At 40.0% G+C, this 14325-nt stretch carries 15 protein-coding genes; 3 read left to right on the top strand and 12 right to left on the bottom strand.

What is annotated here, in order from left to right; all coding sequences use genetic code 11:
* Position 1 precedes the first annotated feature (1 nt).
* The 9 genes from ACPUYX_RS07475 to ACPUYX_RS07435 form a co-directional block, all read right to left on the bottom strand.
* Positions 2-994: an ABC transporter ATP-binding protein gene (locus tag ACPUYX_RS07475; RefSeq protein ID WP_426379105.1), complete on the bottom strand. Its 993-nt coding sequence runs from the start codon at positions 992-994 to the stop codon at positions 2-4.
* Positions 995-1029: 35 nt separating this feature from the next.
* On the bottom strand, positions 1030-1842 hold the full coding sequence (locus ACPUYX_RS07470) for an ABC transporter permease (protein ID WP_426379104.1): 813 nt from the start codon (positions 1840-1842) through the stop codon (positions 1030-1032).
* A gap of 2 nt (positions 1843-1844) precedes the next feature.
* Positions 1845-2651 (bottom strand): ABC transporter permease, encoded by an 807-nt coding sequence (locus ACPUYX_RS07465; RefSeq protein WP_426379103.1) that lies wholly within the window; start codon positions 2649-2651, stop codon positions 1845-1847.
* 51 nt (positions 2652-2702) lie between these two features.
* Positions 2703-3560 (bottom strand): damage-control phosphatase ARMT1 family protein, encoded by an 858-nt coding sequence (locus ACPUYX_RS07460; RefSeq protein WP_426379102.1) that lies wholly within the window; start codon positions 3558-3560, stop codon positions 2703-2705.
* 302 nt (positions 3561-3862) lie between these two features.
* Positions 3863-5422 carry a DUF4153 domain-containing protein gene (locus ACPUYX_RS07455; protein ID WP_426379101.1) on the bottom strand — a complete coding sequence of 520 codons (1560 nt, stop codon included), beginning with the start codon at positions 5420-5422 and terminating at the stop codon, positions 3863-3865.
* On the bottom strand, positions 5409-5648 hold the full coding sequence (locus ACPUYX_RS07450; protein WP_426379100.1) for a helix-turn-helix domain-containing protein: 240 nt from the start codon (positions 5646-5648) through the stop codon (positions 5409-5411). Before ACPUYX_RS07450 ends, ACPUYX_RS07455 begins: the two co-directional genes overlap by 14 nt.
* A gap of 16 nt (positions 5649-5664) precedes the next feature.
* A complete protein-coding gene (locus ACPUYX_RS07445) occupies positions 5665-6126 on the bottom strand; it encodes a DUF2975 domain-containing protein (protein ID WP_426379099.1) in 462 nt (153 codons plus the stop codon).
* A gap of 337 nt (positions 6127-6463) precedes the next feature.
* A complete protein-coding gene (locus ACPUYX_RS07440; protein ID WP_426379098.1) occupies positions 6464-8404 on the bottom strand; it encodes an endonuclease MutS2 in 1941 nt (646 codons plus the stop codon).
* Positions 8405-8862: 458 nt separating this feature from the next.
* A complete protein-coding gene (locus tag ACPUYX_RS07435) occupies positions 8863-9111 on the bottom strand; it encodes an AAA family ATPase (RefSeq protein WP_426379097.1) in 249 nt (82 codons plus the stop codon).
* 117 nt (positions 9112-9228) lie between these two features.
* On the opposite strand from ACPUYX_RS07435, the gene ACPUYX_RS07430 reads away from it, so the two are divergent.
* The 3 genes from ACPUYX_RS07430 (at position 9229) to ACPUYX_RS07420 (ending at position 12677) form a co-directional block, all read left to right on the top strand.
* Positions 9229-10305, top strand: coding sequence for a GTP pyrophosphokinase (locus ACPUYX_RS07430; protein ID WP_426379096.1), 1077 nt, complete (start codon positions 9229-9231; stop codon positions 10303-10305).
* A 339-nt stretch (positions 10306-10644) separates the two neighbouring features.
* Entirely contained in the window at positions 10645-12396 is a 1752-nt protein-coding gene (locus ACPUYX_RS07425; RefSeq protein WP_426379095.1) for a hypothetical protein, read from the top strand.
* A complete protein-coding gene (locus ACPUYX_RS07420; protein WP_426379094.1) occupies positions 12393-12677 on the top strand; it encodes an EscU/YscU/HrcU family type III secretion system export apparatus switch protein in 285 nt (94 codons plus the stop codon). Before ACPUYX_RS07425 ends, ACPUYX_RS07420 begins: the two co-directional genes overlap by 4 nt.
* Positions 12678-12758: 81 nt before the next feature.
* Here ACPUYX_RS07420 and ACPUYX_RS07415 read toward each other — a convergent pair whose 3' ends face one another.
* The 3 genes from ACPUYX_RS07415 to ACPUYX_RS07405 form a co-directional block, all read right to left on the bottom strand.
* On the bottom strand, positions 12759-13172 hold the full coding sequence (locus ACPUYX_RS07415; protein WP_426379093.1) for a type II toxin-antitoxin system VapC family toxin: 414 nt from the start codon (positions 13170-13172) through the stop codon (positions 12759-12761).
* Positions 13156-13383, bottom strand: coding sequence for a type II toxin-antitoxin system Phd/YefM family antitoxin (locus ACPUYX_RS07410; protein ID WP_426379092.1), 228 nt, complete (start codon positions 13381-13383; stop codon positions 13156-13158). The genes ACPUYX_RS07415 and ACPUYX_RS07410 overlap by 17 nt, the downstream gene beginning before the upstream one ends.
* Positions 13384-13531: 148 nt before the next feature.
* Positions 13532-14143, bottom strand: coding sequence for a 3'-5' exonuclease (locus ACPUYX_RS07405; protein ID WP_426379091.1), 612 nt, complete (start codon positions 14141-14143; stop codon positions 13532-13534).
* Positions 14144-14325 lie beyond the last annotated feature (182 nt).

The following is a 14325-nucleotide window of genomic DNA, read 5'->3' as shown; positions in this document are numbered from 1 at the left end:
ATTAGGTGGTTTCATCAAGTCCATGTTCATAGATATTACGGATCATGACCTCGATTTCCGGGTCTTGGATTGTTAAATCCTTGATTTCCCAAGACTCGGAAATCCGGCTAATCAATTGGGAGGCACTCATCACATCACGGTTAAATTGCAGCCATTTTCGATTGCCTTCAGTTTTGATAACTTCGGCCCCCTCGACGGAAAACTCAGGAGTTTGCTCTTCCAGATCAATGATTAAAACCCGCTCCTTACCGAACCGTTCTTTAATCTTGGCAATATCTCCATCATACATCACTTGCCCATGATCAATTAAAATCATCCTCTGGCAGAGCTTTTCAATATCAGACATATCATGAGTCGTAAGAATTACCGTGACCCCTCTCTCCCGGTTAATTTCCCGGATAAAGCTGCGCATCCGTTCTTTTGCCACCACGTCTAAGCCAATGGTCGGTTCATCAAGAAAGAGGATTACCGGATCATGGAGAAGAGAAGCTGCAATATCTGCCCTCATTCGTTGGCCCAAAGACAATTGCCGAACAGGGGTTTGCAGGAATTCCTCAAGGCCTAAGATATCGGAGAAGCGAGCCATATTCTTCCGATACTGTTCAGCGGAAATTTGAAACACCTGCTTTAGCAGTTCAAAGGATTCAATGGTCGGCAAATCCCACCACAATTGTGTTCGCTGTCCAAAGACAACCCCAATTTGACGCGCATTTTTTTGACGTTCTTTAAAGGGTATTATCCCGTTAACTAGGATATCACCGGAGGACGGCACAAGAATTCCCGTCAGCATCTTAATCGTGGTAGATTTTCCGGCGCCGTTGGGGCCGATGTAGCCAACAATTTCCCCTGAGTTGATCGCGAAGGAAATATCCTGGACAGCCAATTTTGTTGTATATTCTCTGTGAAAGAGACTCCTCAGTGCTCCCTTGACTCCCTCTTGTCGTTTAGCAATTTGAAACTCTTTCGAGAGATGGTTAACTTCAATTAAACTCATGAACTAGATAATCCTCCCTATCTAAGATCCAAACCTTAGGAACCAGCGCTCTTATACCGATTTAAACCCAACATCCAAAATTGAAAACAGAGCCAAAAGAAAATAATTCCTACCAGAATACTGAAGAGGCCCAAGTAAGCCGGATAACTATCACTTGTTTTCCCTAACAAAATAAGGGAGGGCAGGTAATTAACAAAGGCAAAGGGCAAAACGAAAGTCACCAATAATTGAACGACCTTCGGGTAAATGGAGAGAGGATAGTTCATAAGGCTTTTAGCCGGCCACATAACTACCCAATAAACTTGTTCCGAGCGCGTGGTCCAAAAGGCTAAGGCCGAAATTGCAATAATAAGCCCCCCTTGGATAAGCGTTCCTCCGACTACAGCCCCGAAGAAAACAAGCCATTGCCCTATATACCAATGAAGATTAAGCTTGTTGTAAGCCAGAGCGACGGCAGCAATACTAAAAAGAAATTGTCCAAAAGCACCCACATCAAACTTCATGGACATATAGTGAAAAAAGGGATGGATGGGCCGCACTAAGAAACGATCAAACGTTCCTTGAACAATAAATTGATCCAAGGTTCGAAAATGGAAAAAGAAAACGACACAGACTCCCCAGGATAGCACCGAAAGGGCAAAGAGAAAGAGGACTTCCCAAAAGCCCCAGCCCCCGATAGCTCCAAAAGAATAAAGCAAGACCCACATGGTAATCGCTGTTCCGGCGTAAGTCATAGCCCAACCTAAAATATTCATGACGAAGGCATAGCGATATTGCAATTGGGTCCGAATACTAACCCCAATCATGTAAAAGTACATTCTCATTCCTCTAAGCCAAGCCTTAAGCACAACTATCCCCCCTGAACAACAATTCTCTTGGACGCTTTAACCCAAACAAACCGAAGTAAGGCATAACATAGTACCAACCAAAGAACCTGGGTAAAGAGCCCCGCCCAAAGAGCATGTCCGCTTAATTGTCCTACAAAGATGGAATTAGGCACAAAGTAAATTCCTTGAAAAGGTAAGTACAGAGCCACATGTTCCAGCCAATTGGGGAAAAACCACAAAGGTACTACCGAGCCCGAAAATAATGAGATGGAGAAATAGAAAACGTCCTCCACTCCGCCCGTTTCAACCAGCCAGAAAGTAAACAAGCCAAAGGTCAGCTCAATACTGTAACGAATGAGATAACCTAGTATTACGGAAACAATAAACAAAACCCCTTGGGAAAAGGTTGAGGGCATTATGGGCTTAAAAACAAGAAAAATAATCGTATAAATTGGCAGTATAGCCGTTAAAAAATAAAAAAGGATACTTCCAAGGTCAGTAAAAAGCATACGCAGAGGATAATCATAAGGTCTGAGCATCTCCATAGCGATATCGCCGGTACGTACCCGTTCCTGGATCTCCCACAGCGGAGTACCAGCCCCGTGAATTCCTTGGAGGGCCTGGCTTATAAGGATATAGCTTAACATCGAATGAAAGGGAACATTTTCAACCGAACCTTTCCCTCGATAAAGAGCATACCAAATTACCCCCCAAAGAAAAAGCATAATGACATTGCCCAGAATTCTTGTCCAGGCATCAAAACGGTAAGCCGCAGCCCTTTGGAAGGATTTACAAGTAAACACCCCGTACATTCTCAAGGTTCCAATCATATCTATCTTCCCCGCCCATTTATAACCGAAATTATGTAAATTCTTACCCCTTTAGCTGCAGCAAAATACCATTTCGCCAAGTTGAACCCCCAAATTCTTCGCCACAATTTCACACTTTGCCCGCAGCAGAAAATACAGTCGTTGGTCCTCTTTACCCAGGGACTCCAGTGATTCGTAATTGGCCTGCCCTTTACAGATTATTAAGTCGGCCATTTTATAGGCCTCCAGGAACTCATCTGAACAATCTTTGATAATGGTCCCCAAAAAGATGCTGCCATTAGAAATAACGCGGGCTTGTTCTGTCATGCCTACATATTCCGCGTCCTCCATCGTAGCATCATTCAAGATCGGCTGATCCTTAACGGCGTAGGTTACCTTAGCCCCCAATTCGGACAGCTGTTCAGCCAAAAGACGGTCAAAGGCAATTTCACCGCTGTTATCTCCCAGAATTAGGATTTTCTTGGCATCGTTTAATTTTCTTTGGAACGATGAATAATCGTCCCGGGCAAAATTCTTCTCCATAGCCTCCCGAATGCTTCCTTCGACGTCAAAGTCCTTGAGAATGCCCATATCGATAATATTTCCGGCAACAGCGATTTTCAAAGACATCAAGAGGGGATCTGAACTTTGCTTAATTCTCTCCTTTAGCTGGGGAAGAAGTCTAAGCGCCAATTCATTGGACTCCTTCTTAGCCTTATGAAAGGGATCTTTGTTTCCCAATAACTCATTGACTTTTCTCAGAACAATCGTCGAATTCTCAGCGGGAGTTCCTTGAGGATCTAATTGCGGCAAGAGAGGCAGCGTCTGATGAATAATTTCTCGCATTTCGTCCTCAGAAATATCAATTTGGGCTAAGGTATTAATGGTTTGTTTGATATAACAGGGAATACAATCCAAGACAACGTTCAATGTGGGAGCCTCCTTGATATTTAGCTTTAAATTGGTTATTTGACTTTAAATTATTATTTATCCATTACAATAAAGCGATTCTCAATTTAAGTTATCCCATTTCAGGTAAATATATTGTGTTAATCTATAATTTTGCTTCGTTGTACAGAAGTATAAAATCTACCTCTGGTTCAATTTTTTTCTAAATCATTATAATTATATCTATTTAATCGGTTTATGTGGCTCACAAAATATAGTACACCCTTTAAAAGAAAATAAATACTATTGCAGTATCGACTGCAGTAGCGTTGAGAGTTTCTAAGTCAGTGCCGAGCATATTGCTGTGATAAGACGTTACTTGCCCTATACATTGAAATATTAAACGACTGCCAGGGCCTCGGTTGAGCCAACACTTGCTTTTTATGGGTAAGCCCTTTCTCCAGCTGGTCAGCCAACACCTGATCAGAAGTGCTGTTGGCAAGGTCCACAAGCTTGGGCACAACATCATAGGAAAGGGTGGTTAAATATATAATGTCTATTGGATTTCCCTTGTTGTAACGTTCAATATTATTTTTGACAATGATATTGTCGATATTAACATAATTAATCAGTGTATAGGCAACCACTGATATTATTAAGTAAGATTTAAGCAATTGCGTCCTTTGGCGCCATATTTTGCATAAGGTAACAACTAACAAGACAAACAGATATCCCATGAAAGCGTGGGTTAGGACTCTCAGATAAGTAAAACCGTACACCTCTTCATATAAAGACATTCTAAAATGGGCCGATAACAATATAATGAGGGTACAAGCCACCAAAATTGTGTTTAATAGTTTTACAACCTTATCTAGTTTAGTACCCGACGACTTCAGAAAATTCATGTTCCCCAAGAGAATTATCAGATTGATTAACGTGATTACTACCAGTTCAAAGAATCCTTTTCTTGCATATTGGGCGTATGTGAAATTTTGCGGAAGGCCAAATCTCAAACTGCCAAAAAGGTAGGAAAACTGAATTGCTATAAAAACGGCATAAAGTAAGTCAATCAGCACCAGCATCGATGTAACCGTAATAGGATCAAGAAATGCTCTGGATTTTTGCCGACTGTCAGTCTCTGAAGCTCCCTCGCTTAACGTGTTTGATGATCCCTTGTTTAATCTTACTTTAGAAATTAATATACTCCAAAGATAGCTGAACACAAGGCATGTAACCAGTGTGACGACAATCAATCTGGGAATAACATCATCAATGTTTACGAACTTGAAAACGTTGGGAATTCGTTCAATTAACTGACGAAATATATCATCTGCAGAAGCTAAAAGTGGAATGATTATAATTAGCAATGCTGTTGCAGACAATAAACCTATAAATATCTTGCTGGCAACACTATACTTATCTGGATTTACCCCACGCCTTGCAAAGGCTAAGATCACGAAGAAAGGCTTGAGGAAGTTCTCCAGAGGACGGACAACCATACCATAAATTATTTCCCCCAAAAATTGAGATTTGAACCACTCGTATCGGTTGTTTGCAGTCAGAAGCAGTGTATGGGCAACTACGAGAATAGGAATTACAAAGAAATTCAGAACAGCGAAAACCTGATTGGAATATAGGACATAAGAAAACGAAAGAAAAATAATCGGGATACCCATAAGCAAGTTCTGATCAAATTTAAAGGGTCGCTTATTTCGCATATTCCAAAATAATACGAGATATAGAGCTATTATGTATAACGGATAAGATACTCCTAGAGGTTTTCCATAGAAAAAAAGATCAAACAGTAAACCCAAGCCTAGAGCAGAAATTAAAAGAATGCTATTCTCCCTCTTGGCAAGGAGTTCATCCTTACATACGGATGGATAAACATTAATTTCGCTCATCTTCAATGTCTCCAATCTGCCCTTCCGGCGTGAATTCTAAAATATCTCCTGGCTGGCAGTCTAAAGCACGGCAAATCGCTTCCAAGGTCGTAAACCGAATGGCCTTGGCCTTATTATTTTTTAAGATTGAGAGATTCGCTAAAGTAATATCCATTTTAGCTGCTAATTCGGATAAACTTATTTTTCTTTTTGCCATTACTACATCTAAGTTCACAACTATAGCCATCTCAAGCATCCTTTCATCATACTGTCAGATCATTTTCTTCCTTAACGGCAATTGCTTGTCTAAAAACTTCTGCCAGAACTACGGCAAACAGTCCTGCAATAATAAACACCATTGTAATAATCGCAGTTAGGACTGAATTATAGAAAAAAATCTTAATGAGATAAGCCGCGGCAATGATAAAACAAGACCCTCCAACTCGGTTCAGACTTTTTACATTATCCATCATAAAAGGGTTTCTTCTGTTGAGGGTTTTAAATATCTTTCTCATCTCGTTAACCAACCCAAGGCATACCAGTCCTGTTATGTATAGAAATCCAAGCAGAAAATAATAATTTTCCGTGCTCGTGCGGTAAATTACATTCATATACCATCTCAGGGCATAGGGAAGAGTAACAAAGATTCCAAGCCCTCCCAGGAAAATAAAATCCAGAATTCGTTTTGTAAAGCCCGACAAGCCATTTTTGTCCAAAATAACCATGATCCACTAAATCCTCCTTTATAACATCTTCTGCTGTCTTATAACGTTCCCTTACCATAAGAGTATAAATGAGATCTGTACATTTATCAATAAATTCTTATTAATAAACGCTAAATATTTATTGTTTTTCAATAAATATTTGCATCCCGCAACTTAATTGAAAGGTGAGATGCCATTTTGTAAACGAAACGCAGTTTTGGTAGCTGAAAATCCTGTTTTGGAAACCAAATGCAGCTTTCCGATGAGGGCAAAAGAGCCGGATCACCTTGTGATCCGGCCACTTAAGAAGGGACTTGCATTCAGCAATGATTGCATCACTGCACTTCGTTAATTTCTTTTAATCCTCATCATATTCAATCACTACATCGTGCCCTTTTTCTAATTGGTGTCTGGCCTTTCGGTTTTCCACCGTATCAAAAATAATCGAAAAATCATAATCCTCAGGGTAAAGTTCACTTGCAGGAATAAAAAGCTTAATCCGCTTGTGATTGATAAGCTGTTTCTTATCTTTTATCTGTACTCCCAGTTCGCCCTTTTCATTGGCCCTCTTGTAAATAATACCAAGCAGCTTTTGCGGGTAAACCGTTACACAATCACCTATATTAAAGCTTTCACTCCGTGAGGGCGATTTTTCTTTCGGAACTTCTTTTTGAATTTTACTATAGGAAACGGTATCAGCATCCATCTTAGTCTTGTCCTCGTCAAACAGAATAGTATTTCTGTCGCCTGACCCCGAAGATCTGCTTCGATATGCTTCCATTTGGGCCCGCTTTAGCATATGCCCCGGGAATCCTAATCTTTGGGCAATAAATAAGGCACAGCTTTCTCCAGCCTCGCCGATCTGCAGCTTGTATAAAGGCTGTAAGTTTTCACGATCAAACTCCATGCGTGCATTCATAAGTCCTTTAGTATGCTTGGCAAAATCCTTTATTTCCGGGTAATGGGTGGTCGCAACAAAAAGACAGCCTCTCTGAATTAATTCGTCTAAAATTGCAATTGCCAGTCCCATTCCCTCAGCAGGATCTGTACCGGAACCTAACTCATCAAGCAAAACAAGACTTTCGCTGGATACACCTTTAAGAATAGAAACGATGTTTTTAATATGGGCCGAAAAAGTGGATAGATTCTCGGAAAGGCTTTGCCCATCACCAATATCGCAGAAAATACTATTGTGCATACATAAGACGCTGCCCTGGGACACAGGAACATGAAGTCCGCTTTGAGCCATCAATGACAGCAAACCAATTGTTTTTAAGGCCACGGTCTTACCGCCTGTATTGGGCCCGGTAATCACAACACCGTTAATTACTTCATCGCGAATATCCCCTCCTAGTTCAAAATCAAGAGGGACGCATTGATCTTGCCTCAATAGTGGGTGCTTTCCCTGCTTTATGACAATTTTCCGTTCTGTTGTCATGGAGACGGGAATTGCTTTCATTTCCACAGACAGCTTGGCCTTAGCAAATATGAAGTCCAATGTTTCCATGCAGTCCTTGTTGATTTTCAGCTCATTCATATGCTCATCAACGAGGACAGTAAGGGTATATAATATTTTTCGAATCTCATTCTCTTCATCAATTCTTAAAATGGCCAGTTCTTCCTGAAGTTTTCTAACTGCTGTAGGTTCAATAAAATACGTGCCGCCTGAACTTGAAGTATCAACGACTGTGCCGCTTAACTGATTTTTATAGCCCTTTTTAACCGGCAAGACAAACCGTCCGTTACGGATGGTGACATATCCATCGGTGAACCATTCCTTTTTACTGTGAAGGATAGCGTCAAGCTTTAGATTAACGGCAGATTTTGTATTCTCTATTTTTCTGCGTATATCCCGAAGAGCAGGAGAAGCGTTATCGTCAACCGCTTCATTTCTGATGCAGCGCTCAATCTCCTCAAAAAGCACCTCGAGCGAACTTAAAGACTGACCATAAAAGGCGATCCCCGTATTGAACGCTTCAGCCTTTTTAAGATATTTCTTCATTCTTTTGCAGGAAGAAATAAAATCACAGATACCTGTAAACTGTTCTGGAGTCAGCATAGAGCCCTTCACGGTTAAATCTAAACTTTTATCAAGCTCTTTCATGACTGCAAGCGGCGGCGTGCCAATGCCCTCTAACATTTTCTTAGCCTCTGTCGTTTCCTGCATTTTAGATTTGCACTCCCGCTCACTTAAAAATGGCTTTAGGGAGAGCAATTTTTCTTGTGCCCTTTGAGAAAGTGCGTATTTCGCCAAAGTTTCAAGTATAATATTAAATTCCAGCGTACTATCGGTATTCATCAATAAATCCTCCTTATAACAATGAAATTGCCCACAAAAGAGACTGCCTTATTTCAAAGATCTTTAAGATCCCTAAAATACGCAGACTACTCCTGTGGGCAATGATTTTATCTGACGTCTAAAATCACATAACAATCTTGAGAAAATAAATAAAGTGCAGCAGGACATGCCTGTTACACTCTACATTCTATAACGATATCTTCGCCATAGTTTCAATGTCAGCTTGCTTGACCCTATCATCAAAGGCTGACACTGTTATAACTCAAATGGTTATTGTAGGCAGTAATCTGTAAGGCGTTATCCAAAAGCGCAAACGTTGCGCTTTCAGAAAGGCACACTTAAAAATGTGGGTGCAACACCCACGATTTATAAGGCAGCCTCTCTCAACTGTTTAGTTGAAAATCACCATTACAGACACATTTAACAAACAAACCATCCTCTCGTTTTTAAGGTATAACCTAGTTTATTACATTTCTATGGCAAATGTCAATTATACCACAATATGGACAATGATCAGCTATTGATTCTAAGATCGTTGACTTCCCGGAACCATTTTCCCCCACAATAAATGTAACCTGCGGATGAAATGATAACCTCTGCAGATTCTTGATTGCCGGCAGGTTAAAAGGATATTCCGAGAATGATGGGACTCTTTCTCTATCTAATTCAATATATCTTATGTACTGTTTAACACTATTTGCGTCCATTACATCATCTCCTTAATTTCCTGTACATTCTGAGTGATGACGAGACGTATATATGGCAAAATAAATATGATAACATAATAACTAAAATAAGATTAAGGAATCGAAGGGAAATTTAAGATGGCCAATCAAAATTCAGCCGACATTATCGCTAAATTTGATCAAGTTTATCCAGTATATTCTGATTTTACAAATGTCACCGAAAACTTGTTAAAAGGAATACTTCAGCTTAAGGGCATCAACGTTCACTCAATCACTTCCCGGGTAAAAAGCCGGGAAAGCTTAAAGAGAAAAGCAAATCGGGAAGATGATAAATACTCAAAACTAGAAGACATCACCGATTTAGCCGGAATCCGGATTATTACCTATTTTGCTGACCAAGTGGACCTTATCGCAAGTTTCGTGGAGGAGGAATTTGAGGTAGACCGGTCAAATTCCGTGGACAAGCGAGAGCTGATTGACCCTGAGAAATTTGGCTATCTATCCCTTCATTATGTCGTCAAACTTCCCTCCTTCAGACTTCAGCTTATTGAGTACCAACGCTTTGAAGATTGTAAAGTGGAAATTCAAATTCGCTCCATTCTTCAACATACATGGGCTGAAATCGAACATGACTTGGGTTACAAAAATGAACACGCCGTTCCCAGAGAAATCCGGAGAAGCTTCTCGCGACTGGCTGGATTACTGGAATTGGCGGACGAAGAGTTTATTAAAATTCGTTCCAACCTCGCTAATTACGAAGCTGAAGTTGAAGCTCAAATCGAGAATACTCCCACTATGGTACTTATCAATCAGGCATCGCTAAAATCCTATGTTCAGAAATCCCAACACATCCGCAGCCTCGACCAGAAGATTAGTCATATCGTCAACGCTGATCTGGAATTAAAGGACCGTTTTTTTGGCTATCTCACGACAGTCTTTAGTTACCTGGGAGTGAAGACCATTGGGGAACTCGATGAAATCGTTAAAGACATTGGCGATGATCTCTTAAACTTCCCTCGCAATGGACTCAAAAACAAACAGGGCGAGAAAGTCAATTGGGGCACCTCTTTATTCTACTTAGCTTATGCAATCGTCGGTCGAAGAGGTTCTCCCAAGCAAGTATCTGATTATCTTGAACACTTCAAAATCGAAACCCCTGAAAGCCGGCAAGAGCTCGTCCAACAAATCCTGGCAGCCTATTCCACGAAATCTTAAAGAACGTTCACAGCCGAAAATTGGCGGTACTTCATTAATAGTCCAAAACCATCGCTCTACCTTTTAGGCTTACTTCATATGCAGATTTTTCAGGACACGATCTGTAGTCTCAATCTTTTAGCACTTTAACTTCGTCTTCCGTCATACCTGTTGCTTTAGCTACCTTCGAAACGACCCTACGCAAGTTTAGATGGAGCCCCCAAAAAAACGGCGGCCGCGTGGCCGCCACTTCTAGACCTAATTGTAGAGACCACGGTAAAAACGAGGTCTAAATTTGTCTAAAAGGGAATCAAAAACTGGTATAATTAAAAGTAAATGTATAAGTTTCGAGGTGTTAACGTGCAAATCGGATCAATTCCTAACGCTATTGTAGCAATGCCTGGTAATGATTTGTATCAAATAGGGCAAAAGATAATCATTGAAATATTAAGCCAGTTAGAAGATGGCAAAGCGTCTATTTTGGCTAATGGAAAATCAGTTCAAGCTTTTTTAGATTTCCAAGCAAAACCTGGGGATAAATTTCAGGCTGTTATTAAAAGCTTTGTGAACAATACCTTAGTTTTAAGCCGAGATACTGAAGTTCAGAAACCTATTATAGCTATGCCTGACAAGGACACATTTCAAATAGGGCAAAAGATAATAGTTGAAATGTTAAGCCAGATAGAAGATGGCAAAACGTCTATTTTGGCTGATGGAAAACCAGTTCAAGCCTTTTTAGATTTTGAAGCCAAACCTGGGGACAAATTTCAGGCTGTTGTTAAAAACTTTGTGGGCAATACGTTAGTTCTAAGCCGGGATACTGACGTTCAGAAACCTATGGCAGCTATGCCTGGCAAGGACGCGTTTCAAATAGGACATAAGATAATAGTTGAAATGTTAAGCCAGGAAGATGATGGCAAGGCGTCCATTTTAGTTAATGGAAAATCAGTTCAAGCCTTTTTAGATTTTGAAGCAAAACCTGGGGACAAATTTCAGGCTGTTGTTAAAAACTTTATGAACAACACGTTAGTTCTAAGCCGGGATACTGACGTTCAGAAACCTATGGCAGCTATGCCCGGCAAAGGCACGTTTCAAATAGTCCAAAAGATAATAGTTGAAATGTTAAGCCAGTTAGAAGATGGCAAAGTGTCTATTTTAGCTAATGGAAAATCCGTTCAAGCCTTTTTAGATTTCGAAGCCAAACCCGAGGATAAATTTCAGGCTGTTGTTAAAAGCTTTATGGACAACACGTTAGTTCTAAGCCGGGATACTGACGTTCAGAAACCGGTGGAATCCGCTCTATCAAACACGTCAAACACGTCAAACATGGTATTGGCTAATCGAGGTTTACCTAATAATGAGTTATTTGCTTATTTATTAAACGATGCGCAGACCGCTTCCTATCCAGAAATCCTCAGAAATTCTGATCTTCCGGAAGAATTAGTACAAAAATTTAATGATTTAATACCCAGCTTAAAAGGGCTGTCAACTCAAGAAACAGCAGAACAATTAAAATCCTTTTTAAAACAACTTGGGATAAATTATGAGCACCGATTGTTTGGTAGTTTAATCAAAGGACAAGGGGGAGATTCTGAGGAACTTACTCAGTTAAAAGATACCCTAAAAGCCCAGCTTCTTAGCCTGACGAACACTCATTCCTCTTCATCGGTTATTAATCAATTATTAGATAAGATCACAGGCCAGCAATTATGGCACGATACAGGTGTGGATGGTAATGGTTATATGTTAGCCGAAATTCCTATTAGACAAGACCAGAAAATCAAATCAATTAAACTTGCCATTCAGGGAAGTCGTAAAAATGGTAAGCTTGATCCCAACCATTGTCGCATCGCATTACAAACTGAAACACCTAATCTCGGCCCGATTGGCATTGATGCTTTCTTTTCTATGAATCAACTTTCGTTAAGTCTATTAACGAAAAATTCGGACACTTTATCAGTACTTATGGATGGTCTGATGGCCGAAGTAAAAAGAGACTTTCATAGGATAGGCGTTAGCTTAACCTCTATTCACCTCAAACCTTTAGATAATTCGGAATTCCATACATTGCTCAAAGGAGAAGCAAAAAACGGAGTGGATGTATTGACATGAAAGAAAAAGCAGTGGCATTAGCTTACGATCAGATCGGGGCCACGAAGATAGTAGCCTCCGGACAAGGTGAAGTTGCACGTTATTTGATCGAAGCTGCTCAGGAACTAGGTATTCCCATACAATCGGATGCCCAATTAGTCGAAGCTTTAATTAAAATTGATATTGGTCAAGAGATCCCACCAGAACTCTATAAAGCCGTGGCTGAAATTCTTGTGTTCATTTATAGATTGGATTCTGAATGGAGTGTATATTACGATTCGACGGAACCACTAATTCGATAATGATCTATAGAGCTTTTGTATCCTCGCTGTTCAACTTGATGTGGCATCACTGTTTTGCTAATAACAAGATGTACTTTCCAACTAAAAGTAGTTATTAAAGAAATCATCAGGTGTAATAACAGTTATTGGAGCATTTTTAAAATCTGAAGGATTACGCGTAATAATAAGTTCAGCTTTTCTACGCTTAGCACATGTTACAATAAGTGCATCTTCATAATCACCTAAAGGCAAAGTAAGTGCTTTTTCACAGTCTGTTTGAGTAACATCTAGTATCTCAAACAGACTAAATAAATTCGATAAAGCTTCTCTGGCCTTAACAGTATCATGAATATGTTTATTAAATAAATAATAAATATCAGTTACAGAACTGGCTGTAATACTGCCTTTTAGCTTGTCCTCCGCCACCGCTAAAAAAAGTCGCTCTGCAAGCACATTGAATGGAGTTCGTCTCATTAGCGCATCGAGTATAACATTCGTATCAATCAACACGTTCATGCTTACTAAGACGTTCCTTTCTTGCTTCTTCTAAAGATGCGTCACTTGGGAGAATTCCAAATAACGATTTTGCAATTTCTACCTTGTCTTCTTTGGCTGGTATAAGTTTGGCGACTTTCTTACCGTTTTTTACTATAATGATTTCTTCTTCAGCAGCCATTTCCAAATACTTTCCCATCTTGCTTTTTAACTCAGTCGCGGTGATATACATAATGGTCTGCCTCCTCATAAAAATAAATTGTACAATCTCATTATATCACAATCGAACGAAATCATTTAATTGTTCCGTACGAAATCTCAAGAAAGAGTCAACACTTTGGACGTCCAAGAACTTAATCCTATATCTATTAGACGAGATTCTAAGCCTTTTTAGATGTGCGCTTCGCTATGCTGCACGGTTTATATCCTCCTGTGTACAATTTACCAAGCCTCATTCCCACAAGAGCCGCGAGCTCTTTTACTGTGGTCACTCCCCTGGCAGATAAGGCTGATAATAGAACATTGCCACAAGCTACGGCATCTTCTAAAGCGTTATGATGGGCAAAATCATGGTTTAGAAATTTGCAAACCGTATCAAGTTTATAGTTATCTAAGCCACTCCACGTCTTAAGTGCCGTTTTATAGGTACATAAATAGTCTACTTCAGGATAAGGAATTTCGTACAGGTTCAAAACATGACGCAGCACCGACATGTCAAAGGAAGCGTTGTGAGCAATAACATAGGCATTCTCAAAGAGAGGACTAATCTGACCATAAATAAGATCGAATTCCGGAGCGTCCTTTACATCTTGCGCTTTAATTCCATGGATTGAGACATTCAAAGGGTCAAAGTAATTATACCGGGGATGAGGTTTTATAAGCCAATAGTTAGTATCGACAATATGTCCTTCTTCTAAAACTGCAATTCCAACCGAGCAGGCACTGCCAATAAATCCATTCGCAGTTTCAAAATCTATGCAAACGGCTCTCATTAAACTCTCCTCCTATTTCTCTGGATCTTTGAGCAAGCCAATCAGAAAATTGTCTTTTGCACAGGTTTTTAGCACTGTTTACTCATACATAATTTCTGCTTTTCTCTACTAAACCCTGCTGCTATTTCTTACAGAATGCATAATAAACGACTTAAAGATAACCTAAGAAAAGCTGTAAAACA

This window comes from Desulfosporosinus sp. SYSU MS00001, assembly GCF_049943955.1.
Lineage (GTDB): Bacteria > Bacillota > Desulfitobacteriia > Desulfitobacteriales > Desulfitobacteriaceae > Desulfosporosinus.
This window is presented reverse-complemented; position numbering and strand designations above follow the sequence as displayed.